This window comes from Larkinella arboricola (assembly GCF_003259745.1).
Lineage (GTDB): Bacteria > Bacteroidota > Bacteroidia > Cytophagales > Spirosomataceae > Larkinella > Larkinella arboricola.
Window position 1 is genome coordinate 855,628 of sequence record NZ_QLMC01000002.1, and the last position, 25,011, is coordinate 880,638.

Genomic DNA, 25,011 nt, shown 5'->3' on the forward strand with positions numbered 1-25,011 from the left:
TTAATTGTTAAATCATTGTTCCTACGCGCTCCAGGAGCGCTTTTGTTTTTTTGATGCCGTCGAATTCGCTTAGGTTGGTGCCTTCGTATTCGATTCCGGCAATGCCTTTGAAACCGCTGTCTTTCACGATTTTCATCATGCGCATATAATCGATGTCGGTGCAATTGCCGTTGGCGTCGAAATCGTGCGTTTTGGCGCTGACGCCTTTCGCATAGGCCATCATTTCAGAGACGCCTTTGTAGCGGTCGTATTCCTCCACGCATTGGCCGCCCCATTCCGAACCGCTGCTGCGTTTGATGCAGAAATTGCCGAAATCGGGCAGAATACCGACGTTTTTCATGTTAACCTGCTTCATTACGCCCGTTAGCCACTGGCCGTTCGACGAATAGCTGCCGTGGTTTTCAACAATGACGTTGATGTTCATGGTTTTAGCGAATTCGCCGAGCTTGCCCAGACCTTCCACGGCGGCTTTGGCAACTTCTTCTTCCGTCCCTTTTCCGAACGCATTTACCCGGATGGTCTTACAGCCCAGCGTTTTGGCGCATTCAACCCAGGGTTTGTGTTTCTCAACGGCTTCGTTCCGTTTGGCTGCATCGGTTTCGCCCAGATAGCCCTCGCCATCAATCATAATCAGGTGATTCCGAACACCGTTGTCTTTGCAGCGCATCATCAACTCCTTAAGATAAGTAGCATCCTGCGCTTTGTCTTTGAAAAACTGGTTGACGTATTCAACGATTTCAATACCAAATTCTTTTTTGGCAAGCCCCGGAAAGTCGAGATTCGTGAATTGTTTCGCAAACAGGGCTTTGTGAAGTGACCATTCGGCCAGCGAAATTTCGAAGAACGATTTTTTTGCTGCGGTTTCGGCCAGAACGGGCAGGGCTGCCGAAGCGGCTGTCAGCGCGCCGAGTTGTTTTAAAAAATTGCGACGTGAAAACATAGAAGTTGAGGTTAGCGGTTCCCAACGTGGGATGCATTGTGTGGCAAGATAACGAAAAAGGTTGGCTTGATGGAGGTTTCCAGAGGGCAGTATTAGTTATGGCCCGTAATGCGTTGATTTTCGCTACTTTTCAGACGAAACAACCACTGTTAGACGATAAATTTGGAGGTACTCAGAGACTGTTCAAATGATAGTCTCCGCTTAGCCATTATTTTTGCTGATGGAGCTTGTCCATTTGCCAGAGTTAGAGAGGAATAGACAACTCACAGATCTGCGAGAGAAGGGTATAATGTAGTTAAACAGGGTGAATTTAAGAAAGAATGAAGAGACGTAACAAAGCCGAGACCAATAGGACTAAAATGCTAAAAATAGCAGGAATAATAGTGGTATTAGGTTTTGTTTTTTATTCAGTAATAAATGCCTTGACAGTTGATGGTGTAAAGTCATTCTATTGCTTGTCAGATGATAAATGTATCACTGTCTGGAAAAGAGCAAATGGAGAAGTATATATAATACCTGGTAGATATGAAACTAATAATAATCCCACTGTAAGTTACATAAGAACTATTAATAAGCAATTTTTAACATTATATTTTTCGGATCAGAAGGAGCTCTCTTATAAAATAATAGTCAGAGATGAAGGGAATTTAGAAAGTAATCAAAAAAGGTATACAATAAAAAATAATGCACAAGCAGAATGGCAGTTTTTAGAATATTCTGATAAAAACTATAAGTCTATCCTTTATAAGTCAAATGCTACTAAGTTTAAAGATGTTAATGAAGAAACTGATTATTTAAGTATTAGTATAGAGGAGAACTATGCAATCGATAAAACAGGTAATAAATTAAATTAAGAAGATACCTATATGACGCTTTACTGATCATCTAGAAAAAGTTCAGGAAGCTGGCCATCTGCGGAAACGTACTGCTCCCAACTCTGTTTTATAACTTTCGTGGTTGTTGTAAAAGCCGGTTGAGCATCCTCTGGGTCATTTCTCTATGCGATTTTAGATCGCTTTACGACATTTTCTTGTATTGTTTTTTGTAGGGCGTATTTAAGACTTTTACAATGGAATGGAATTAATAGTCTGACTATTATTCAATCATCTGTTCATAAGGCCAAACAGTAAGCTAATGTGCACTTCAATCCTTTTTAATAAACGTTGTATACAACGTTTATTAAAAAGGATTGAAGTGCGTTCTGAAAAGTGAACTATTGAAAATAGCGTGATTGTGCAATATGAAACATTAGTCAATTTTAATGTCTAAGGTACGCTGACGGTTGGGAACCATCTCGGGCTCAAAGCTACCATTACAGTCGCGCATCTATAGGATCACTACATATAAGCCGTTTATTTTACTACAGTGGCTTCCAATTCAACTTTTAGCGTTTCAAAAAGACTTTTTACTTCCAATACGGTGGATGTCTGTTTGATATTGTTTTTAGTTATCCAATCTTGAATGATGTCAAAATTTTCAAGTAATTCAGTGTTTGAAATTGTGTAAATATTTAATCTTACAATGTTTTTCAAGTCATAGTCAGCTTTCCGAATAACTTTTTCTAAATTTTGAATGGTCTGGATTAATTGCGAACGCATATTCTCGTTACTTGAAATACCTTCATCACTAATAGCTGTTTGTCCTGAAACGTATAAAGTGGCTTCAATATTTTTTACTTCTACTGCTTGTACATAATTTCTTGCATCTTGCCAGGACCAGGGATTGATAATGTTTTTTTCCATTGCTTGATTTGTTTAAATTTTACATCAATTTATTTGATGCAAAATTCCCACTATCTTTTGTGATATAGGTGTGACCGAAATCACTTTCTTTGGCTTCTTTTATACAATCGGCTTAGCGTTTCTCTCGAAACGCCAAGATATAAGGATAAAACAGATTTTGGGATTCTTTGCAAAAGCGACGGGTATAACTGCAGAAATTGTTCGTATCGTTCTTTAGGACTGCTTTTCAATAGGGAAAGAATCCTGTTTTGACTGGCGATATGCCCTTTTATGGATTTGTCAAGGAAATAATTTGACAAGTTGTATTTAACCAATATCGTGAGGTAATCATCAAAACTCAAACCGTAAGTTTCTGTGTCTTCTATGCATTGAAGGGCTAATGATGATTTGGTCTGGTTGTAAAAAGCAGAAAAGTCTGTTTCCCACCAATTTTCATGAGCGAATGATAAAATAAATTCTTTATTATCATTATCAAAATAGGAGAGTTTAACTAAGCCCGATTGAATAAAATAAACGTGCTTAACAATACTGTTTTCTGTAATAATAAAATCTCCTTTTTTGTATTTATTATACTGAAAAAGGTCTTTTATCTCAAGAAACTCATTATCAGTAAGGCTCTTAAATAAGTCTGTGTCATTTTTTTTGATAGAACTGTCCATTTTTAATATAATTTTCTTCCCCAAAATTGTTTTGGTTTCTGCTTCTGTTCGACTTTGTTGCATTGTTAAATTAGTAGCCTTTGGGCAGCCTTAGGCATACCTAGACTGGGGAATCGGTTTAAGAATGTGGTGGGAAATATTATTCGGTCGTTTGGTCAATCGGTTCAACATCAACGCACAGTTTATCCACATCAGCCATGATTCTGCACGGCTGGTCGTCTGTTCACACTCTTTAGTGATCCTCCGAAAATGGTTTAACCATGCAAAAGTTCGTTCTACAGCCGCAATCCGGCCATCGTTTTCTAAGCGGGATAAATCCTTTTATCCAAAAGGGCTTCAAGATGACTTCAAAAAGCAATTTAGATGCTGTCGTTGAAATTTCTGCCAGTGATAAAGAGAAAGTGGTTCTGAATCATCTACGATAAATTGTAGACAGGCTACCCTATAAGCAGTGGCTATGGCAAAAGTCTGGTAGGGGCCAGAAAGTGGGGTTTGTTAGCTATTTACTGGCTATGGATTAGCTTGAAAACGCCGATTTTAGAGCCACTTAGCGTGGGTAGCGACTTTTGTAACAGCCACTATTTTTATATTATTCCAGTCATTCCGAACAAGGTGTGGTTCAGGAAAATATCTGGGGTCCGTGTGGAAACTGCGAATCTTAAATTGATCGATATCCACTACGTACTTTTTGAGTTTATCCTTAGCTTCTTCAATTGATACATGTTCCGGAAACGAATACCATGAAAGTAGTCCTATAGATGCGCTACCGATATTACTAATCGAAAAATTGATGACAACTAATAAGTTGAACCAGTGTACTTTATAACTAGCTAAGAAATGGGCAAACAGTCGCGAATGTTGTGAACCATCACAAACAAACACGCTATGCTGGCTGGCTCGAAGCCGCCTTTCAGGAACAAACCGTTAAACCGGGTATTGATACCGCTTAATAACCTCCCCAGTTTTATGGCAAATTCCCCTGGAATTCCCCTGGAAAGGAAAAAGGGCCTCAGCATCGAATGCGGGGCCCTTTTTAACCGGGATATGAATACAACCTGAATTAAGTATCTCGTTTGAGCACTAAATTCTCTCCGAAAATTACAAAAAAGAATATATTCACCAAGCTTTTTAAAAGGAATTTTATGAATTTTTTGAAAACGGAAAGGTTAAACGTTACGCCGATTCGGTAACAAAGTGCTTCTGATTGGTAGAGATATTCGCGATTGTCCACACAATGTCGCCGGAAAAAGTGTGCGCCCGGACCGGGCAATCAGTGATGCGGCAATAGGAGCAGCATTCGGGTAGGCAAGGGTCCGCATGAACGAAAATTTCAACCTCTGTAGCGATTTCCTGTTTGAGAAGCCCCTCATACTCATGAACTTCCTGATGAACCTGCGCCAGCGTCCAGTAATACGGCAACGTCAGGTGGCAGTCGATGTGCAGGTCGGCGCCGTAGCGCTGGGCGCGCATGTTATGGACGTCAATCCAGTTACGGCGTTTGTGCTGGTTAAGAATAGTCAGAATGCGCTGGAGCAGGGATAGGTCGGTTTCGTCCATCAACCCCGCCACCGAATGCCGGATCAGACCAAAACCGTTCCAGATGATGACCGCCGACAGAATCAGTGACAGAACGCCGTCCAACCAGGCCAGACCGGTTAACTCAATGAAGCCCAGACCCGCCAGAACCATGACGCTGCTCAAACTATCAATCAGCAGGTGTCGGCCATCGGCCATAAGCGTAATCGAGTTCGTAGAGCGCCCATTTCGGATGAGCAGCCAGCCCACCAGAGCATTGGCAACGGCGGTCAGACCAATTAACGCGACGCCCCAGCCCAAGTACGTGATGGGCTGCGGATTGGAAAACGATTCAATCGCCTGAAAAATAATAAACCCGCCCGCCGACAGAATCAGAGCGCCTTCAAACCCGGACGAAAAAAACTCAATTTTGCCGTGACCATAGGGATGGTTCCGGTCGCGGGGCAAACCCGAAAGGTAAATACTGTAGAGAGCAAACCCGCTGGCAATGACGTTGATAATGGATTCCAGGGCATCGGTCAGCACCGCCGTTGAGGAGGTCAGCCACCAGGCCGCGAATTTGAGCAGCATCAGGGCAACGCTCAGAACCAGCGAGATGGTCATCCATTTGTATTTCGTGCGCTGACTGGGTTGCATGTAGTCAATGGTGGGTAATAGCCTGCAAAGGTAGCAAAGTGTAAAGGATTTCTCGTTACCTTTGTCGTCATGGAGTTTACCGAAAATCCCTGGAAAACGCTTACTTCAACGATTGCGTACGAAAATAACTGGCTGAAGATCAGGCATGAGGAGGTCGTAACGCCGTCAAACACACCCGGAATCTACGGCGTGGTCAGTTTCAAGAACAAAGCCGTTGTGGTGGTGCCCATTGATCAGGACGGGTATACGTACCTGGTCGGTCAATACCGGTATCCACTCGAAGAATATTCCTGGGAAGTGCCGGAAGGTGGGGCACCCATCGGCACGGACATGCTTGAATCGGCTCAGCGGGAACTGAAAGAAGAAACCGGTCTGGAAGCCGGGAAATGGACCCCAATTGGCCGGATTCATACTTCCAATTCGGCCACCGACGAAGAAGGATTTCTCTACATCGCCGAAGAACTGAAGCAGGGGGAGCATGAGCCGGAAGAAACTGAACAATTGCAAATCCGGCGGGTTTTACTGTCAGATGCCGTTCAAATGGTAATGGATAACCAGATAACCGACGCGCTCAGTGTCTGCGCCCTGCTGAAAGTGGCGCGGTTGAAACAGATTTGAGAGTACAATGATTTTAGCGATTTTATACGGTTTAGTTGCAGGAATTTTACTTTGTCTGACGTTTGGAACCGTATTTTTTTCACTCCTGCAAAACAGCGTTGACAACGGCTATCGCTCCGGAATCAAGATTGCGTTCGGTGTGGTAGTCTGCGACGCCATTTTCGTGGTCTGCGCCCTGTTCGGCACGGCTTTTTTACCCCAAATTGACGGCTTTGAGTTATACCTGACCTTATTTGGCGTTGTGCTGCTGATGGCAATGGGCATTGCCAATCTCTTTAAAGGAACGCCCCGTCTGGCGTATCCGAAAACCCGTTTCGGTAATTTTATCTATTATTTTTCGACGGGTTTTGTCCTGAATGCTATCAATCCGATCAATTTTATCACCTGGGTAACGCTGGCGGCTTACCTGACCAACTCCCTGCATTACAGCCCGGCTGAATGCTATGTGTTTATGACGGCGAGTCTGGTCGGTATTTTTGCCACCGAGTCGGCCCTGGCCATCTTTGCGCACAAACTGAAACGGTTTTTTACGCCCAAAGTGGTCCTGACCTTCAACCGGGTCACTGGCATCGTCTTTATTTTTATCGCCCTGCAACTGGCCTGGACCCGGCTTTACGATCCGCTGGTGGCTATGTTAAAATAGCCACCTTCTGTGCAGGGGCTCCCGGAAGCTACCTGGACACGGCCCCACGCGGTGTACGGAAGGGATATTCCGAGTGAGCAGACAGGACTACACTTGCCTGGTTTAGCGGACCGATTGCGGTTCGATGCCCTGCGTTTTGAGGAAGCCTTCCCAGTCCGAAATCAGGTTGTTCTTCAGAACGCGCGGGAATTTGTTCTGGCCACCTAGTTTGCCCTTCGCTTCCATCCATTTATAAAAAGTTGCCGAAGGCAGCACCGTTACAAACACATCCTTGAGGGCGTGCCGCCGTTCAACGGCATAATCGTCGTTTAGCTCCTTCAGTTTGGCGTCGATTAAATTTTTTAAAACCGTTTCATCCACCGGATCGTCGGTACCGATATACCAGTGGTGGGCAAACAGGGTATCCTGCGAAATACCGGCCACCGTAAACTCCCGAACGTTGATTTTCAGTTCATGTGAAGCCAGCTCGACGGCTTTGTTCATGTTGTCGACTGAGAGGTGTTCTCCGCACAGACTCAGGAAGTGTTTGGTCCGGCCGGTAATGACAATTTCGCAGCGTTTTTTGGAAACAAACCGGATGGTGTCGCCAATCAGATACCGCCACGCACCCGAAACCGTCGAAATCAACAGGGCGTATTCCCGGCCTTCTTCCACCTCGTCGATCATCAGCGTCTGGGGTTTGGCCACCACCTCACCCTCGGCGTTGAAGTTCTCGTCATTAAAAGGGATAAATTCAAAGAAAATGCCGTTATCCAGCACCAGTTGCATCCCTTCCGCATCGGGGTGACTCTGGTAGGCAATGAAGCCTTCCGAAGCCAGGTACGTTTCAATGTAGGTGATGGGATGCGCCAGCAGCCGTTCAAAGCCTTTCCGATACGGTTCAAACGAAACCCCGCCGTGGCAGAAAACCATCAGGTTCGGCCAGATGTCGTGGATGGTTTTGACCTTATAATGGGCAATGATTTTCTCCATCAGCAACTGAATCCAGGCCGGAACGCCCACGACGAAGCCAATGTCCCACTGCGAAGCCTGCTCCGTAATTTCGTCCAGTTTCAGCGCCCAGTCCTGTTCCTGCGCAATCTCTTTGCCGGGTTTGTAAAACTTCTGAAACCAGAACGGAATCTGCTTGGCCTGAATCCCGCTCAGGTCGCCTTCAAAGTGGTTGTCGCGGTAGTTGAGCCGGGTGCTTCCGCCGAGCATCAGCATGCCTTTTTCGTAAAGCTGGGAGGGGAGGTGCTGGTAGCGGCTCAGACTCAGAATTTGCCGAATGCTGGTTTTCTGAATCGCTTTGGTCATGGCTTTGGTCACCGGAATGGATTTCGAAGCCGCTTCCGAGGTGCCGGAGCTCAGCGCAAAATACGTTACCCGTCCGGGCCAGCAAACATTTTTTTCACCCTTGATGGAGCGGTGCCACCACTCTTTGTAAATCCGGTTGTAATCGTAAATAGGAACGTTCTCCTGGTACTTCCGGTAAAACTCCTTGCCCTCGTCGAAAAAAGCGGCATTCTCAATGTCTTCAAACTGAAAGGCCTGGCCAAACTGCGTATAGCGGGCTTTACCAATCAGCTTGATAAACGTTTTTTTCTGTAATTTCAGAGGATTCAGCTTTTTCCGTCTGACTATGTTGGTCAACGAAATCCCTCGTTTCAATAAGCTTCCTAAAAAGGCCATCGGTCCAGTGGATTTAGGATGTTTGTGGGGTGGGTTCGGTGGCTTGCGAATCCAGAAGAGTCTGCGTACGTGCGTTGAGGTTCCAGCCTTTCAGCGTCTCCATGTTCTTGTAATCCGTCAGATCGAGCTGACACGGAACCACAGACGTACAATTCTGCGACAGGGCAAATTCGTCGGTATCTTCGCCCGTGTCGTTGTTGACGAACTTGCCCGCCATCCAGAAATAATTCCGGCCGTAGGGGTCTTTGCGTTCGTCGAACTCTTCCTGCCAGCGGGCGTCGGCCTGCCGGCAAACCCGGATTTCCTGCAACGGCTGGTCGGATTTGGCCGGGAAATTAACATTCAGCGCCACTCCTTTCGGAATACCGTTTTCAAGCGCGTGACCGGCGATTTTCAGGATATGATCGTGTGTATGCGTAAAATCGGCGTTGTGGGCATAATCGCATAGCGAAAAACCGATGGCCGGAATGCCTTCGATGGCGGCTTCAATGGCCGCCGACATAGTGCCCGAATACAGCACACTGATCGATGTATTGCTGCCGTGGTTGATACCGCTTACAACCAGATCCGGAACGCGCTCTTTCAGCACGTAGTGTTTGGCCAGTTTCACGCAGTCGGCGGGGGTGCCGGAGCATTCGTAAGCGGGCGTACCCGAAAAAAGGTCAACTTCGTATAGTCGAAGGGGCGAAGCAATGGTAATGGCGTGTCCCATTCCCGACTGCGGGCTACTGGGAGCAACCACCACAACATCACCCAGTTGTTTCATTAAAGTCACCAGGGTCCGGATGCCGGGGGCGTTGATGCCATCGTCATTCGAGACCAATATGAGCGGTTTTTGTTCCGACATGGTAATCATGTTTGCGTGTTTACTGAATGTCAAAGGTAAGCAATAATGAAATGGGAAAGGCTTGTTTACGGGTTTTATCGCTTGGTAAACTACTTTTGTGTAATTAACTGCTTCATTTTATGTCGTATGAGTTGAAGACGGCCACCGTGGCCGATATTGATGCCATCATTGCCCTACAGGAGAAAATCTGGGAGCCCACCTACCGCGCCATTCTTGATCAGGAACAAATCAATTACATGTTCCAGACCATCTATTCGAAAGAAGCACTGTTGGACCAGATGATAAAGGAACAGCACGAATTTGTGCTGGTGTATGAGGAGGGGCAACTGACCGGTTTTGCTTCTTTTTCCCGAAATCCGGCCGAGCCCGAGCGGTTTAAACTGCACAAAATTTACGTGCTGCCCGCCGAACAGGGCAAGGGTGCCGGACGGCTTTTGCTGGACGAAGTGATTCGCCGGAGTCTGACAGCTGGTGGTAACCGACTGTACCTGAACGTAAACCGATACAATAAAGCCCGGCAGTTCTACGAACGGCTGGGCTTTCAGATGGTCCGGGAGGAAGACATTCCCATCGGGCCGTACTGGATGAATGATTTTGTGCTGGAAAAAGAACTAGTGGCTCATTGACGCCTGCTGGCTCCGGTAACCCAGCAACGGCGAATACCCGCGGGTTTCTTTGGCGTAGTAGCCGGTTCCGTCGTAAGGGCGCAGGTTGGGGTCGGCTTTGCATTCGTCCCGGCAGGTGCCCTGGTGCTCGTTTCCGCAGTTTTCGCAGAGCGTTACGTGGTTGTTGCAGGCCGGGCTGGCGCAGTTGATCATCCGGTCAGTATGCGAACCGCAGCGGTAACAGGTTGAAATGACAACCGGGTTGACCTGGTTAATATCCACCGCGACCCGGTTGTCGAACACGTAGCATTTGCCGTCGAAATCCTCGCCACCGGCTTCAATACCGTATTTGATGATGCCGCCGTGCAACTGGTAAACGTTCTCAAAGCCCTGCTCCAGCAGGTAGGCGCTGGCTTTTTCGCACTTGATGCCGCCGGTGCAGTACGTAATGACTTTCTTGTTTTTCAGGTGCCTGATTTCGTCCAGATGCTGCGGCAGTTCGCGCAGATTTTCCATGTCGAAGGTAATGGCCCCTTTGAATTTGCCGACGGAGTGTTCGTAATTGGACCGCATATCGATCAGCACGACATCCTCCTCGTCCTTCATTTTTTTAAATTCTTCGGGTTCGAGGTGAATGCCCGTACGGACGAGCGGATCCACCGGCAGGTCCGAATTAACGATCTCGCTTTTCAGCCGCACGTTCAGTTTCTGAAACGCGTGTTCGTCGGCTTCGTCCACTTTAAACTCCAGACTTTCAAAGCGCGGATCGGCTTTGACCACCCGCATGTATTCCTCGCAGTCGGCGGGCGAACCCGACACCGTTCCGTTCAATCCTTCGGCGGCAACGATGATTCGGCCCAGCAGATTCAGGCGAATGCAGAGTTGGTGGTGCTCATCCCGAAACTGCTCGGGGTTTTCAATGGTTGTATAGCAGTAATATAATAAAACGCGATAGGGCTTCATAACTCAGTGGATGCCTGTCTTCGGTAAACACACAAAGATACAAAAAGTATCCCTGACCAGCACGTTGGGATTAAATCAGGCGCTTATGCACATTGCGATAACGGGTAATATCGGGGCCGGGAAAACTACGCTGGCCACCTTCCTGGCCGCTCATTACGGCTGGGATGTTTTAAAGGAAGCCGTTGAAGGTAATCCGTATCTGGTTGATTTTTACGAAGATATGGCTAGGTGGTCGTTTAATCTGCAAATCTATTTTCTGAACAGCCGGTTTGAGCAGATGCTAGTCATCAACGAAGGCCGGAAGTCGGTGGTGCAGGACCGAACGATCTACGAAGACGCCCATATTTTTGCCCGGAATCTGTTCGAAAGCGGCCTGATGAGCCCGCGCGACTACCAGACCTACCGGCGGGTGTTTGAAAACATGCTCAGTCTGGTGCGGCCACCCGACCTGATGATCTACCTCCGCGCCGGACTGCCCCGGCTCCAGGAACGAATCCGGATGCGGGGCCGGGCCTATGAGCAATCCATCAGCCCTGACTACCTGGCCAATCTGAACCGGTATTACGAAGCGTTCGTGGCCGACTACACCGCCGGGAAATTGCTGATTATTGATGTGAATACGCTGGATTACGTCAACAAGCCGGCTGATTTGAAATCGGTGATTGCCGAGGTGGATCGGTTTGTGTTGTAGAAAGTGGTAACGACACAGCGATGATGAGGCCCATCATCGCTGTGTCCACGGAGGAATTCGAACCCTCACACCTGTTTATGTCGGGCCTGCCAATGGTTGACAGAGCCGCTTTACGCCAGAATTTCCGCTTTCATCTCCGATTCGTCCAGCGGCTGCATCAATTCCTGGATTTCGGTTTTGGACAGTTCCGGATTGATCCAGCGCCGTTCTTCCTGGTGGCTGAGCATCAACGGCATTCGCTTTTTGGTGTTGTGAATGTATTCCATCAGCGGATTGGCCCGGGTAGTCACAATCGAGAACGTGGGCTGGCCTTTCCAGACCGAGTAAATACAGCCCAGGGCAAACGGTTTGCCGTCCGCCATCGTGATAAAATACGGTATTTTCTCCTTCTTTTCGTGCCGCCATTCGTAAAAACCGTCCACCAGCAGCAGGCAGCGTCGGGAGCCGATGCTGTCTTTAAACGATGGTTTTTCAAAAATCGACTCTTCGCGGGCGTTTAGCGTCATATTCGCCAGTTCATCGGCTTTGTCTTCTTTCGCCCACGACGGGATCAGCCCCCATTTGAAAAGCTGAATTTCGCCCGGGTTTTCCTGCGAAATGACGGGCAGCAGCGGATGGGCAAATCCGGAAATTTTTTCGGAGGGGTTATAGTCTTCGTTTTCCGGCGCTTTGTTCGATACCTTAAACGTTTTGGCCAGCTGGCCTAATTCAGAAATTATTTTTACAGAATAGCACATAATGTGGATCAGGGGATTGTCTAAACTAAAATACAAAAAAAAGAGGAGTTAGGACCAATTTTTGCAGCTATAACTTAAGTAATTATCCGCATTCTAGGAAGAAGCGGATTGCGAGTTGTGTCAAACGAATTGTCGGGCCTTTCATGAAATTATTTTTTACCACGCTGCTGGTCATATTGCTCTTTTATAACGTTGCCGAAGCTCAAACCGGTGCGGTGCGCTTCAAACACATCACCACCAATGAAGGACTTTCGCAAAGCAATGTTACGAGCATTGTACAGGATCGACAGGGGTTTTTGTGGTTTGGAACCGTCGATGGATTAAACCGCTACGACGGCTATTCGTTTACCATTTATCGCAATGACCCGGCCCGGCCCGCCAGTTTAAGTGATAATTACGTCCGGACCCTTTACGAAGATCGCAAGGGGCGGCTCTGGATCGGAACCGATAATGGCGGCTTGTGCATGTTCAATAAAGCAACCGGCAATTTCATCGTTTTCAGGCATGACAAAACCCGCCACCAGAGTCTGGCCAGTAACAACGTTACGGCGATTGCGGAAGATCATCAGGGCAATCTGTGGATTGGTACCGACCGGGGGCTGGACCAGTTTAATCCCGACAATCGGACGTTTGTGCATTATAGCCCTCAGTCCGGCACGCCCGGGCGCTTGAGCTATGGGAGTATTCGGGATGTTCTGGTAGACCATACCGGGCAACTGTGGGTGGCTACGTTTGGGGGCGGCCTTAACCGGTTTGATGCGAAAACCCGGACGTTCCAGTGCTTTGACCACCAGGCCGATGATAAGACGTCGCTCAGTCATAATAACCTTAAAAAGCTGTTTGAGGACTCAAAAGGCCAGCTCTGGATTGCAACCGAAGGGGGCGGTCTGAACCGGTTAAATCCCGATCAGAAAACATTTACCCGTTTTCTCAATAATCCACTGGTAGCCACTTCCATTAGCCATAATGATCTGAACTCACTGGGCGAAAATGCCTACGGAAACCTGTGGGTCGGTACCGAAAACGGCGGAATCAGTGTGCTTCATGCAGACGGTACCTTTACGCGGTATCTGTACGACGAAAACAATCCGCACGGTATCAACGACGCGTCTATTTACGCCATTTGCCGGGACCGAACCGGTAATATGTGGATTGGCACGTTTAACCGGGGAATCAATTTTTTGGACCGCCAACCCGATGAATTTGGCCTTTACAGGCGAGAAATCACCAATCCCAACAGCCTCAATAGTAACAATGTCATGGCGATGCTGGAAGATCGGGAAGGCAATCTGTGGATTGGCACCGACGGGGGCGGGCTAAACGTCCTGAAGAAAGCGACGGGCCAGTTTGTGCGCTACAAAAATAAACGGACTGATCCGAACAGCCTGGGCAGCAACTTTGTCATGGGTGTTTACCAGGACAGCGACGGGGACATCTGGGTCGGGACCTACAAAGGAGGGCTGAGCCGGTGGAAAAAATCAACCGGGCAATTCACCAATTTCAAACGAACCGACCGGGCCGACGGACTCAGCCACGAAACGGTTTGCGCCATTACGGAGGGTAAAAAAGGGGAAATCTGGCTGGGAACGCTGGGCGCGGGCATCAGCCGGTACGACAAAAAAACAGGTCAGTTTACGCACTTTCTCCCGGACCCTTCGCGTCCCGGCAGCATCAGCCAGCAATACATTAGTTCGCTGTGTTACGATCATAACGGGGTTTTATGGGTGGGTACCGAAGGGGGCGGCCTAAACCAGTTTCACGCCGAAACGGGTACGTTCACGGCCTATAAACAAAATCCAGCCGCTCCGAACAGTTTAAGCCATAATTTTATTAACTGCCTTTTCGAAGACTCTCAGAGCCAGTTGTGGGTCGGAACCAACGGCGGACTCAACCGCTTTGACCTTAAAACCCGGTCGTTTAAAACCTATCGTCAGAAAAATGGCCTGACCAGCGACGTGATTCAGGCCATCAGCCGCGACCGGCACGGCAACCTCTGGATCAGTACAAACAACGGTTTGTCACGTTTTAATCTGAAAACAGAAACGTTCCGGAATTATAACGCGGGCGATGGGCTCCAGGAAGGGGCTTTCAACCGGATGGCCGTTTTCAAAGCTTCCAGTGGGATGTTGTACTTCGGGGGCATCAATGGTCTGAACTATTTTCATCCCGACCGGATTCTGGACAACCCGATTGTGCCGCCGGTATACATCACCAGTTTACAGGTTTTCGATCAGCCGGTGCTGCTGCGGTCCAGCCAGATGACGCTGGAACACGATCAATCGACGCTGACGTTCGAATTTGCGGCTTTGAACTATTCCCTGCCCGAAAAAAACCAGTATGCCTGGAAACTGGAAGGATTTGACCGGCATTGGAGCAGCCGGACCCGCAAGCGGACGGTGACGTATACCAACCTGGATCCGGGTGAGTACAGCTTCCGGGTAAAGGCTTCCAACAATGACGGTATCTGGAATGAGCAGGGAACGGTTTTCCGGATCATCATCAAACCGCCTTTCTGGCAAACCTGGTGGTTCCGGATCACGGCCGGGGTGCTGGTCATGGCGGGTATCTACGCCCTGTACCGGCTGCGAACCCAGACACTGAAAGCGCAGAAGGAGAAACTCGAAAAAATTGTCTGGGATCAGACGGCGAAGGTCCATCTCCAGAAAGAAGAGTTACAAAGCCAGTCGGAGCACTTGCAGGCCCTGATTGAAGAACTCCACGAGCAACGCGTTCAGGAACAGAAAGCCCGCGAAGAAGCCGAAAAAGCCAATAAAGCCAAGAGCGTTTTTCTGGCCACGATGAGCCACGAAATCCGGACACCGATGAACGGGGTGCTGGGCATGGCGTATTTGCTGAAAGAAACCGAAATGCAGGGCGATCAGGTCGAATACGTTGATACCATTCTCCAGTGTGGGGTCAATTTGCTGGGGGTGATCAATGACATCCTCGATTTTTCGAAGATCGAATCCGGCAGTATGGAACTGGAGTCGAACGATGTCGATCTGCGGCATTGTATTGAAGATGTGCTGGATCTGTTTGCCAGCAAAGCCGCGGAGAATGGGCTGGATTTGGTGTATCAGTTTGAACCGCAGGTTCCGCTGCAAATTATTACCGACGGATTACGGCTTCGGCAGGTTCTGGTGAACCTGGTGGGCAACGCGGTCAAATTTACGCACAAAGGCGAGGTGTTTATCCGGGTTGACGTTCAACGGCGCATCAGTGAGCAGGAACTGGAACTGGTTTTTCAGGTTCGGGATACCGGTATCGGGATTTCGGAAGATAAAATCCAGCGGTTGTTTAAAGCGTTTTCGCAGGTTGATTCGTCCATGACGCGGAAGTACGGCGGAACCGGCCTGGGGCTGGCCATCAGCGAGCGTCTGGTCAAACTGATGGGGGGGCAGATCAGCGTTGAAAGCCAGGAAGGCTGGGGAACCTGTTTTACCTTTACCATCTGCTGCCAGCTCAGCCAGCAGTCCAAACGGCATTACATCCTGCTCAATACCAACGATAATGACGGCAAGCGGGTGCTGGTTGTCGATGATAATCAAACCAATCTGGTGATTCTGAAAAACCAGCTTGAGCAGTGGAAACTGCAACCCGTTACGGCCTCTTCGGGTCGGCAGGCACTCACCCTGCTGGCCGAGAGTGCGCCCTTCCAGCTGGTGATGACCGACATGCAGATGCCGGGGATGAACGGCGTGGAACTGGCCCGCGCTATTCGCGAACGGCATCCCTGGCTTCCGATTATCCTGCTGAGTTCCATCGGAGAAGAAACCCGTAAAGCCCATGCGGGACTCTTTTCGGCCATTATCACCAAGCCCATCCACCAGCAGCAGCTTCTGGAACTGGTGCAGCAGCAACTCAAACATCCCAACGAAAATCCGGTCACCGTTTCCCGGCCGTCCCAGCAACAGTTGAGTGACACGTTTGCCCTCCAGCATCCGCTCGACATTCTGATTGCCGAAGATTATCCAGCGAATCAAAAGCTGATTCTGAATGTGTTAACCCGGTTAGGGTATCGGCCGGATCTTGCCCAGAATGGTACAGAAGTTATTGCCCGGCTCAACCAGCAATCGTATGACGCCATTCTGATGGATGTGCAGATGCCGGAGATGAATGGCCTGGATGCCACCCGTCACATTCGTCGGCAAACGGGTCGCCAGCCCGTTATCATCGCCATGACCGCCAATGCCATGGCGGAAGACCGGGAGGAATGCCTGGCCGCCGGAATGGATGATTACATCTCCAAACCCATTCGGCTGGATGTGTTGAAAATCGCCCTGGAACAGGCCTCAGCCCGACGCCATAAACCGTATAAATACAACTAATATAACGAACCCCGCTGATGAAAAACATCAGCGGGACTACGGGCAGCTACACCGTTTGAACTGCCCCATTCTTATTTGGCCGCTATCAAACACTGGATGGATTCCTGAAAGATGTCCTGATTTTCTGGTTTGAATGAAACCGCAAACCGATGTAATTTATAGTTGGTCATGCGGTTCGCAGCCAGGAGTTCTAACTCATTTTGTGACAATTTAACAAAAACCATATAGACTTTTCCGGGGTCATTTTGAACGTTGGCTTCTGTTATGTGGCTGGCCAATTCTTGCTGGTTCTTTTCAATTTTAGCTCCATTTTCTAATTTAAGCGTTAACAAAAAATTGTCAGGAAGCTTTGATTTGCCCAACACCTCCAGTCGAAGCAGGTAGCTGGTATTGCCCTTCACGATGGATTTAGAGACTTCAACCGGCTGATTGAGTGAAGTAGTTTGAAAACCGATATAGCCCTCCTTTTTGTTTTCATGCCGGGCAAGCAGATCACTACAGTGCTGGGCTGAAACCGTCGAATAAATGAAGGACAGGATACAACTCAGAGCGGAAAGCTTAAGAAGGGATAGCATAGCTTCTGGAGTTAGAATGATGGTAGGCTAATATAGAAAGAATATTCCCTAAAAAGAACAGGCTAACAACCCTTCGTTTTCTGTAGAGCTATACTCTGCCAGCCAATCAAAGCGCCATGCTGTTTTGGGATAGTCCTGATGCGTTACCGCTTCCAGGCATAAGTACCCAGAAGGTTTATCTGAAGGCGCCAAACGCCAGGTTCGGAAAACGTTGAAGCTAATTGGAAACCGGGAACTACTTTTGGGAGAGAAGGACCATTCTAAAACGAAAAAACCGTCAAATTTTGCGAATTTGACGGTTTCAAAATTATTCTGTGTCCACGGAGGGATTCGAACCCTCACACCTTGACGGCACCACCCCCTCAAGATGGCGTGTCTACCAATTCCACCACATGGACAAGTATACGGCGTTTTTTGTGGATGCAAAAGTAGAGATTTGCCCGAAAAAAACAAAGGTGCAAATCAGATTCCCTAAAAAATGACAAAACCCGTGCGTGAGGGCTTTGGGGCTGGCGGCTTTGGCCCCTGAGTGCCTGGTGGGTCCATCAATGCGTAACGTCTTGGTTATACAGCAGTTCAGGCAGGATGCCAGCCGTGCCGGGCGGGGTTGGTCATCATAGGATTCGTCTGGAACCGGGCGTTTCTCCCAACAGAAACGCCCGGTTTTTTGTTGGTGTGAGCAAAGACAAGAGCAAGAAGACTCATATTCGTCCCCAAAGCGACGTTCTGTTGCCCTGCTTCTCTTGCTGCTCACTGCTGCCCTTGTATCACTCCTCCTGCAACAATACCATCAGTTCGTCGATGGCCGCCCGGATGTTGTTCCGGATATCCAGAATCGAAGCTTCCATCATGTAACAGGGGGCGGTGATGATCCGGTGCTCACGGTCGACCGCAATCTCCCGAACGGTTCTCATTTCGGCCTGCTGACCCAGTGAGGTGATTCCGGCGGAAATACCGCTGATTTCGTACGGACTATCCTCGGCATCGGTTCCGACGGTCAGGGTGGCGGCAATACCGCTGCCTTCCAGGGCTTTGGCGATGGTGGTCGGGCTCATGCACAAGCCCACAATTGGTTTTTTCTGTGCAACCAGGTCAATAATCAGTTGTTTAACGGGTTCCAGAATGTCGCCCTGCGGACCTTCAAAGGCCCATTTGGTGATGTTCTTGGCCGTTCCGAAACCACCCGGCATTACCAGTGCATCCAGTTCGTCGATGGTCAGGCTGGCCAGATTCCGGATGTTGCCGCGGGCAATCCGGGCCGATTCGACCAGCACATTGCGGGTTTCGGGCATTTCTTCGCCCGTCAGGTGATTGATGACATGGTGCTGATCGACGTCCGGAGCAAAACAAATCGTTTCGGCACCGACTTCCGCCAGGGCCAGCAGGGTCAGGACGGCTTCGTGTATTTCGGTTCCGTCATACACACCGTTACCGTGTAACAAAACTCCAATTTTCATGGATTCGGGGATCTTAATTCGGCGATTTTTGGGGGAAATTTAGCTAAAAAGTTGTAACTTCAACGATTCATTTCAACCTTCGTTTCGGCGAAACTGATTCGCCGGACCACTAATTTAATAGAAAGCAAAATCGTAATATGGCACTGGAATTAACAGGGAAGCTGGTAAAAGTTCTGCCCGAACAGTCGGGGCAGGGAAAGAACGGGACCTGGACCAAACAACAATTTGTAATTGAAACCATCGATCAGTTTCCCAAGCAGGTCTGTCTGATGGCCTGGGGTGATAAAACCGGTGATCTGGCCCAGTTTGCTCCTGGCGACACCCTGCGCTGCGCGATCAGCGTCGAATCCCGGGAATACAACGACCGCTGGTATACCGATGTACGGGCCTGGCGGATTGAACCGGCTGATGGTGCCGAAGCCATGCCGGCGCCAACGGCGGCTCCACGTCGTTCGGATGCAGCCCCCCGCCCGGCGGCCAGCAGCCAGCCGCTGACTTCCTTCGAAGAAGATGATAATGCCTTACCGTTCTAAGAACTGAATACCCATTCGGGCGGTTGTTCAGCCGAACCAACCGCCCGGATTATAACCGGGCAAAGAGCTTGGCCATGCCCTCATCGATTAGCTTCTGAAGTTTCTCCGGTTTTTTCGGAAGAATACCCTCCACAACGCCCTGCCAGACCATTTCATTCCGCTTAGGGTCAATTAAGTGAACATCGACCGTTCCCTGCCGGTATTTACCAACCGGAACCTCCTGACTGCGCCAGCTATACCGCCGTTGCCCAATGTAAAAGGGCGGATCGGTCCGGATGTTGGTTTCGCGGGTTTGCGTTTTTTCATCGACGGCAATTCCGATGTTCATCATCAAATCCGGCTGCGTATCGACCCGGCGCAGACCCTTCTGCTTTAGTTCGGTTTCAATGGCTTTTTTGAGCGCATCAATCTGTGACCGGTAAAAACCGCTCTGGGGAAGGTCGCCCGCCGATTCGATGTCGGAAAAGGCAAAAGTCCGGTAATTGGTTAGCGAAAAATTCGTGGCAGGTTCGGTTTTGACAACCCGGACCGAACTGCACGCACCCGTTGCCAGCAGCAGGCACACCAGGCTCAGATAGCGAATTATTTTCATAGGGGTGGCTTCCGTGGATGATTCGTTACAACAACGGTTTTGGGGGCAAAAGGTTGGAGGAGGTACGGCAAGGGGCCCTGAAAACAAAAATCCCGCTCCTGGAAAGGCAGCGGGTTTGATGCTTGGTCGATGTAGCGAAGATTTCGAAACGGGAACGTCGCTACAGGTTGACGTTTATTTTTGTGATCCGGCTGGGATTCGAACCCAGGACCCATACATTAAAAGTGTATTGCTCTACCAGCTGAGCTACCAGATCGGTTGTCGGGGCCAAAATCAGGCGTGATGAACGCATGACAAAAGATAAGGCCAGACAGTTATTTTTTATCTTTTGTGATCCGGCTGGGATTCGAACCCAGGACCCATACATTAAAAGTGTATTGCTCTACCAGCTGAGCTACCAGATCGAAAAAGGAGAAGATGAAAAGAAATGATGGATACCGTAACCTTTCTACTTTTACCTTTTGTAATTTTGAGCTGCTTCCCAAAATTGCGATGCAAAAGTACCTGTTCTAATACGAAAATGCAAGGTTCTGGTTCAAAATTGGCATATTTTTTTTCAATGGTGTTTCTGCTGGGGGGGCTAAATAGCTTCGCCGGGACGGGTTCAGTGAGCCTCTATCAGGCTGATTCTCTGTTTGCTGCCGGTCGGTATGAGGCCGCTGTAAGTGCCTACGAATTTCATCTGAATCATGGCTATAAACCAACCGATCCGATGCTGCTGAAGCTGGCTTACGGGTGGGAAAAACAGGGTGAGGTCGCCAAAATGCTCTACTATTTGCAGGTTTATTTTGACCGCCGGCCCGACGAAGCCGTCCTGAAAAAGATGCACGAGGTGGCTATCCAAAACAATCTGCGCGGCTACGAAACCGACGACCTGAACTATTTCTATCTTTTTTACAAACAGTACGGGCTTTACCTGACCGTCGGTCTGGCCCTGCTGGGCACGTATGCTTTCGGAATTTTCTGGATGAAGCACCGCAACCGCGAACCATCGCGTCGGCGGCATAAGATCATTGTTCTGGCGTATCTGACGGCTTTGCTGCTGCTGGTGAACCTGCCGGAAGGGTATCAGTCCGGTATTGTCAACCGCGACCGGGTTTTTCTCCGGCGCGATCCCTCAGCCGCAGCGCCCGTAGCCGACGTCATCAGCCGGGGGCACAAGCTCAACATTCTCGGCAGTCAGGATATCTGGCTCCGCGTGTTCTGGAACGATGGGTTGTATTACATCCGAAAGGATGCCGTCTGGGAGATTTGAAGCTGGAAGGGGGGGGCGCGGACCTAACCGCGTGAACAACGACTGGATGGTTCGATGGGGGAGCAGGCCGTAGCCATCCAACCATCCAGCTATTGAAACCCGTGTTACTTGCTGAGGGGCGAATCTTTTTCCCGGGCCAGCGTTTTGTACACCATGCGGTCGGTGAAGGCGGGGAAGAGTTTATTCAGGAAAACCACCAGTTTTCCCTGAGCCGTCAGAATGAGGTCGCGTTTCCGGCGTTTGACGGCTTTTAAAATGTGATCGGCACATTCTTCGGCGCTCATCATTTGCGTCTCGTCACGGACGGTTTCGCCCGCAACCTGGCCCTCGCTGTTGAGCGCCGAGTACCGGATGTTCGACGTGGTGAAGCCCGGACAGGCCACCAGCACGTGAACGCCCGTATTCAGCAACTCGGTGCGGAGGGCTTCCAGAAAACCGTTCATGGCAAATTTGGAGGCCGAATACCCGCTCCGGACCGGCAAGCCCCGGTAGCCCGCAATAGACGAAATGCCGACAATGGACCCCCGGGTTTTCAGGATATGGGGCAGGGCGTAACGGGTCGCATAGACCGTTCCCATGAAGTTGATATCCATAACTTTGCGAATCACGTCGGGTTCCATATCCAGCACCATCGACCGCATCGTAATGCCCGCGTTGTTGATCAGAATGTCCAGTCGGCCGTACCGCTCAATGGTGGCGTCGATGAGCTTCCGGACGTCTTCTTCCACGCTCACGTCGGCCTGAATGCCTACATTCTCAATCCCGCTCCGGGTTAATTCCTGGCTGACCGTTTCGAGCGATTCGACGCGCCGGGCACAGATGACGATGCGGGCCTGCTGGCGACCAAACGCAAAAGCCAGCGCCCTGCCAATGCCCGACGAGGCTCCGGTAATTAGTACTACTTTACCTTTCATGAACGACAAAAATGCTTTGCTAAGAACGGGAAAGACCGTTGGATGAATATTTGTGACTTTTAATAAGAAACTTGCCTGCTAAAAAAGTTATCTACCTATTGCCTGTCTGATTTTGTAGAGAATTACGGCAAAGTTAGTATTATTGCGGTGCAATCTGGACCATTCAACATTCACGATTTATGAAAAGAACATTTGCGTATCTGATGACGGCTTTTCTGGCAACGGCCCTGGCAGTTACATCCTGCTCACCCATTAAAGATGCTCCTGACAAGAAAGACACCGTTGAGTTTGAGGGAGCTTTAGCCGGTAATTGGGTACTTCCCAGCAACGGTTCATCGGCGACCGGAACCTTTACCGGCACGTACAATAAAGTTACTAAGTCACTGAGTTATACCGTTAATTACACAGGGTTGACACCCACCAGTGGAAGCATTAACCTCGCCCCCGGCGGCCCCGGAACCAATGGTTCTAGCATTCTTACGTTTACGTCCCTGACGAACCCAATTTCGGGAACGATCTCCAACATGACGCAGACGCAGGAAAACGCACTGATCGAAGGACGGATGTACGTAACCCTGGGAACTGCTCAATATCCCGCTGGCGAAATTCGCGGTAACATCATGCGTGCTCCGATTAATAACGACTAATTCGGGGCCATTCAATCGAAATTTCACGGACGGTTCAACCCTGCTAACGAGGACATCTTAACCATCCAGATGAGCACGAACAAAAAAGCTACCCGACCTGGGTAGCTTTTTTGGTTGGTTTTAGCCATTACCGCAGGACCGTTACCATGCCTTTGTAAGATCGGTTCGTGTATTTGATCAGGTAATAATACTGTCCCGGCGGATAGTCGCCCGCATCCCATCGAAAATTCCGGTCGGTAGAGGAGAAAACCGCTTTGCCCCAGCGATTCATGATGTCAACCCGGCGGAACTGATCGGCGCAATTATCCAACGGCAGATTCGGAACGCTGAAGAAGTCGTTTTTGCCGTCTTCGTTGGGCGTAATGACGTTGGTAATCGTGATGTCGTAATCAACAGGAATATCCTTCACCACAAACGTAACCCGGGTCGTATCGTACAGCGTCGGGCAACTGCTGTCCTGCGAAATAAAATCCAGTTCGTAGGTGGCTTTTTCTTTTCCCTGCAAAACCGGGCAGGTCGGTTGCCAGACGAACGGGGAGGTCAGCGGGCTTGGACCGGTTTTCTCCTCGAACTGCATCCCCAGGCTTTTCCAGTCAAAGTTATTCCCGACGGCGGAGAGTTTCAGAACCCCCGGATCGGGGTCTTCCCCAATTACGTCAAACCGTACGGCCGCCGGCAGCGAATCGCCGTGGGTAATTGTAAGCTCCACCGTGGGCGTACCGAGCGTGGTTTTCACCGTGGGCGGGCGGCTGGTTTCCGGTGTTGCCCGGAGCCGCACCGTTACCGTATCGCGCTGGTTGCGGTTGCAGCGGGTGTCTGTCACAATGAAATCAACCACGTACTCCGTATTTTTGACCTGATCGCACTGTGGGGTCCAGTTGAACTGCTGACTGACTGAACCCTGTCCCGAAACGGCGGCAAAACTCATGCCCACCTGCGCCAGAGTAAAGCCCCGCCCAACGGCCGTCAGCGTAATCATATCCTGGTCCGGATCGGTACCGTTTACCCGAAACTGGAGCGTTTTCCCGGCCTGTACGGCGGTCTGGTTGCCCGGCAGCGTGGTCAGTACGTCCGGTTTCCGGTTTAGTTCCGGGGCCATTTCCAGCGTTATCGTCAAGGTGTCTTTTAATCCCTGCGGACAGCCTTCATCGGTAGCCAGCAGCGCGAGTTTCAACTGTTTTCCGTCGGCCAGGCATGGATCGAAACAGACTTTTGTTTTGACGGTATCGCCCGGAAACCGAATCAGGACTTCGGCGGGCGAAAACGTAATGCCCTGCGCCGGTCCGTCCAATACCGTCATTTTAACCCGTTGGTTGGGATCCAGATCGGTGATAAACAGGTCGAGGCAGTTGGCGTTTTTATCGTTTATTTTCAACACCGTACCTTCCTTGTAAAAATTGACCTGACCGGTTGGGCGCATGGCCAGGGAGGGCGGGTTATTTTTCTGACAGTCAATGACTTTTAACTGGAAATCCCGCCGGACCAGTCCAATGCGCTGCCAGCCGCCCGACGCATTTTTACGGTATTCTTCCACCTGCACACAAAAGGCAAACAGACCCACCTGGCCCGCCGTGACGGTCAGCATTCCGGTTCGGGCGTTGACCCGCAACGGTGCGGGCCCCGGAATGGCCCGGTCCTGGCTGAGGCCGCTCGTCCAGCGCACTTCCGGATACGCCGAACTGGGCATGGCCACCTGCGGGCGCGGATTGTTCGTTGTGCTAAAACCGTTCAGTGGCGTTACGAGCCGGTACGCCAGGCTGTCGCCGTCGGCATCGGTTGCTCCGAAATCAAACGAAAAAGGTTGGTTAATGCAGATGTAATCGCCCTGCACGGTGCGGAACGAAGGGGAGGAGTTGATGAAATCCGCGCCATTGCCGCTGCGCTGGGCCGGAAATTCCAGGTAGAAGGTCGAACCGGCATTTCCGGGGTTCTGGAGGTTACTGATGGAGTTGTTCCGGCAACAACGCTCCCAGACCATGTAATACCCGCGCGAATCGTTGAAGGCGTTTAAATTAAAAATGACCAGCCCGGAATACTTCAGCAACCGGGTACGGAGCGAGGGCAGGGCGCATTCGGGTTTGGTGTAATTGACGAACTGCGAGGAAACCAGGGGCAGGTCCAGCGCTCCGATAAAAGCGTTGTCGCCCTTGCGGTAAATAAAAATGGAAACGGTGGGATCTTCGGCACCCGGATTGCCGTTTAAGTCGTCAAAATACAGATTCAGATTGATCTGGTGGGTATACGGGTTTTGATTGGTCAGTCTTTTCAATTCCAATTCTCCACCGACGATGTGCGTGGCCGAAGCCGATAAAGCCAGCCCGAACCAACACCATAGTAACCAACTCCACCAGACTGTCTTCCGATAAAACTGTTTCATTCAAATACGAATAGGGTTGTTGAAACGAAAATACGGTGCTTAATT

At 49.7% G+C, this 25,011-nt stretch carries 22 protein-coding genes and 3 tRNA genes; 9 read left to right on the forward strand and 16 right to left on the reverse strand.

The features are described 5' to 3' along the window. Positions 1-7: 7 nt before the first annotated feature. Entirely contained in the window at positions 8-940 is a 933-nt protein-coding gene (locus LX87_RS10655) for a TIM barrel protein (protein WP_111628180.1), read from the reverse strand. 359 nt (positions 941-1,299) lie between these two features. Here LX87_RS10655 and LX87_RS10665 point away from each other — a divergent pair, with 359 nt between their 5' ends. Continuing rightward, positions 1,300-1,794, forward strand: a complete 495-nt coding sequence (locus LX87_RS10665) for a hypothetical protein (protein WP_146624474.1) — start codon at positions 1,300-1,302, stop codon at positions 1,792-1,794. A gap of 498 nt (positions 1,795-2,292) precedes the next feature. Here the strand turns inward: LX87_RS10665 and LX87_RS10670 are convergent, their stop codons facing one another. The 3 genes from LX87_RS10670 to LX87_RS10685 all read right to left on the reverse strand — a co-directional run bounded on the left by LX87_RS10670 (position 2,293) and on the right by LX87_RS10685 (position 5,513). Beyond that, positions 2,293-2,682, reverse strand: coding sequence for a RidA family protein (locus LX87_RS10670; RefSeq protein ID WP_111628183.1), 390 nt, complete (start codon positions 2,680-2,682; stop codon positions 2,293-2,295). Positions 2,683-2,762: 80 nt separating this feature from the next. Then, the gene (locus LX87_RS10675) at positions 2,763-3,404 is read right to left on the reverse strand and encodes a Crp/Fnr family transcriptional regulator (protein ID WP_211325291.1); all 642 of its coding nucleotides are present in this window, start codon (positions 3,402-3,404) and stop codon (positions 2,763-2,765) included. A gap of 1,110 nt (positions 3,405-4,514) precedes the next feature. After that, the gene (locus tag LX87_RS10685; protein ID WP_111628185.1) at positions 4,515-5,513 is read right to left on the reverse strand and encodes a cation diffusion facilitator family transporter; all 999 of its coding nucleotides are present in this window, start codon (positions 5,511-5,513) and stop codon (positions 4,515-4,517) included. Positions 5,514-5,582: 69 nt separating this feature from the next. Between LX87_RS10685 and LX87_RS10690 the strand changes: the two genes are divergently transcribed. Next, positions 5,583-6,131: an NUDIX domain-containing protein gene (locus LX87_RS10690; protein WP_111628186.1), complete on the forward strand. Its 549-nt coding sequence runs from the start codon at positions 5,583-5,585 to the stop codon at positions 6,129-6,131. A 7-nt stretch (positions 6,132-6,138) separates the two neighbouring features. Continuing rightward, positions 6,139-6,774 (forward strand): LysE family translocator, encoded by a 636-nt coding sequence (locus tag LX87_RS10695; protein WP_111628187.1) that lies wholly within the window; start codon positions 6,139-6,141, stop codon positions 6,772-6,774. A 102-nt stretch (positions 6,775-6,876) separates the two neighbouring features. Here the strand turns inward: LX87_RS10695 and LX87_RS10700 are convergent, their stop codons facing one another. Both LX87_RS10700 and surE read right to left on the reverse strand, forming a co-directional pair. Beyond that, positions 6,877-8,445 (reverse strand): GH3 family acyl-acid amido synthetase, encoded by a 1,569-nt coding sequence (locus tag LX87_RS10700; RefSeq protein WP_111628188.1) that lies wholly within the window; start codon positions 8,443-8,445, stop codon positions 6,877-6,879. A 13-nt stretch (positions 8,446-8,458) separates the two neighbouring features. Next, a complete protein-coding gene (gene surE, locus LX87_RS10705) occupies positions 8,459-9,292 on the reverse strand; it encodes a 5'/3'-nucleotidase SurE (protein ID WP_111628364.1) in 834 nt (277 codons plus the stop codon). Positions 9,293-9,411: 119 nt separating this feature from the next. Between surE and LX87_RS10710 the strand changes: the two genes are divergently transcribed. Then, positions 9,412-9,918: a GNAT family N-acetyltransferase gene (locus tag LX87_RS10710; RefSeq protein ID WP_111628189.1), complete on the forward strand. Its 507-nt coding sequence runs from the start codon at positions 9,412-9,414 to the stop codon at positions 9,916-9,918. Here LX87_RS10710 and trhO read toward each other — a convergent pair. Further along, complete coding sequence (trhO, locus tag LX87_RS10715; protein ID WP_111628190.1) at positions 9,904-10,860, reverse strand: oxygen-dependent tRNA uridine(34) hydroxylase TrhO; 957 nt, start codon at positions 10,858-10,860, stop codon at positions 9,904-9,906. The two genes, LX87_RS10710 and trhO, sit on opposite strands and share 15 nt — an antisense overlap. A gap of 85 nt (positions 10,861-10,945) precedes the next feature. Here trhO and LX87_RS10720 point away from each other — a divergent pair, with 85 nt between their 5' ends. After that, entirely contained in the window at positions 10,946-11,551 is a 606-nt protein-coding gene (locus LX87_RS10720) for a deoxynucleoside kinase (protein ID WP_111628191.1), read from the forward strand. Positions 11,552-11,661: 110 nt separating this feature from the next. On the opposite strand, the gene LX87_RS10725 is transcribed toward LX87_RS10720, so the two are convergent. Beyond that, entirely contained in the window at positions 11,662-12,288 is a 627-nt protein-coding gene (locus LX87_RS10725) for an SOS response-associated peptidase (RefSeq protein WP_146624475.1), read from the reverse strand. Positions 12,289-12,431: 143 nt separating this feature from the next. On the opposite strand from LX87_RS10725, the gene LX87_RS10730 reads away from it, so the two are divergent. Further along, positions 12,432-16,616: a hybrid sensor histidine kinase/response regulator gene (locus tag LX87_RS10730; RefSeq protein WP_111628193.1), complete on the forward strand. Its 4,185-nt coding sequence runs from the start codon at positions 12,432-12,434 to the stop codon at positions 16,614-16,616. A 71-nt stretch (positions 16,617-16,687) separates the two neighbouring features. On the opposite strand, the gene LX87_RS10735 is transcribed toward LX87_RS10730, so the two are convergent. From LX87_RS10735 to elbB, 3 genes are all read right to left on the reverse strand, one after another. After that, positions 16,688-17,191, reverse strand: a complete 504-nt coding sequence (locus LX87_RS10735; RefSeq protein ID WP_111628194.1) for a hypothetical protein — start codon at positions 17,189-17,191, stop codon at positions 16,688-16,690. 315 nt (positions 17,192-17,506) lie between these two features. Beyond that, positions 17,507-17,589, reverse strand: a tRNA-Leu gene (locus tag LX87_RS10740). Positions 17,590-17,958: 369 nt separating this feature from the next. Then, on the reverse strand, positions 17,959-18,648 hold the full coding sequence (gene elbB / locus LX87_RS10745) for an isoprenoid biosynthesis glyoxalase ElbB (RefSeq protein WP_111628195.1): 690 nt from the start codon (positions 18,646-18,648) through the stop codon (positions 17,959-17,961). 137 nt (positions 18,649-18,785) lie between these two features. Between elbB and LX87_RS10750 the strand changes: the two genes are divergently transcribed. Next, the gene (locus LX87_RS10750) at positions 18,786-19,181 is read left to right on the forward strand and encodes a DUF3127 domain-containing protein (RefSeq protein WP_111628196.1); all 396 of its coding nucleotides are present in this window, start codon (positions 18,786-18,788) and stop codon (positions 19,179-19,181) included. Positions 19,182-19,230: 49 nt separating this feature from the next. On the opposite strand, the gene LX87_RS10755 is transcribed toward LX87_RS10750, so the two are convergent. From LX87_RS10755 to LX87_RS10765, 3 genes are all read right to left on the reverse strand, one after another. Next, positions 19,231-19,773 (reverse strand): DUF4136 domain-containing protein, encoded by a 543-nt coding sequence (locus tag LX87_RS10755; protein ID WP_111628197.1) that lies wholly within the window; start codon positions 19,771-19,773, stop codon positions 19,231-19,233. A 183-nt stretch (positions 19,774-19,956) separates the two neighbouring features. Continuing rightward, a tRNA-Lys gene (locus LX87_RS10760) sits at positions 19,957-20,029 on the reverse strand. 75 nt (positions 20,030-20,104) lie between these two features. Beyond that, positions 20,105-20,177: transfer RNA gene (locus LX87_RS10765), tRNA-Lys, on the reverse strand. Between the two features lie 137 nt (positions 20,178-20,314). Between LX87_RS10765 and LX87_RS10770 the strand changes: the two genes are divergently transcribed. Beyond that, the gene (locus LX87_RS10770; RefSeq protein ID WP_229310616.1) at positions 20,315-21,028 is read left to right on the forward strand and encodes an SH3 domain-containing protein; all 714 of its coding nucleotides are present in this window, start codon (positions 20,315-20,317) and stop codon (positions 21,026-21,028) included. Positions 21,029-21,132: 104 nt separating this feature from the next. Here LX87_RS10770 and LX87_RS10775 read toward each other — a convergent pair whose 3' ends face one another. Beyond that, on the reverse strand, positions 21,133-21,942 hold the full coding sequence (locus LX87_RS10775) for an SDR family oxidoreductase (protein WP_111628198.1): 810 nt from the start codon (positions 21,940-21,942) through the stop codon (positions 21,133-21,135). Between the two features lie 179 nt (positions 21,943-22,121). Between LX87_RS10775 and LX87_RS10780 the strand changes: the two genes are divergently transcribed. Continuing rightward, positions 22,122-22,589 carry a CHRD domain-containing protein gene (locus LX87_RS10780; protein ID WP_111628199.1) on the forward strand — a complete coding sequence of 156 codons (468 nt, stop codon included), beginning with the start codon at positions 22,122-22,124 and terminating at the stop codon, positions 22,587-22,589. Between the two features lie 127 nt (positions 22,590-22,716). Here the strand turns inward: LX87_RS10780 and LX87_RS10785 are convergent, their stop codons facing one another. Further along, positions 22,717-24,966: a T9SS type B sorting domain-containing protein gene (locus tag LX87_RS10785; protein ID WP_111628200.1), complete on the reverse strand. Its 2,250-nt coding sequence runs from the start codon at positions 24,964-24,966 to the stop codon at positions 22,717-22,719. Between the last annotated feature and the right edge of the window lie 45 nt (positions 24,967-25,011).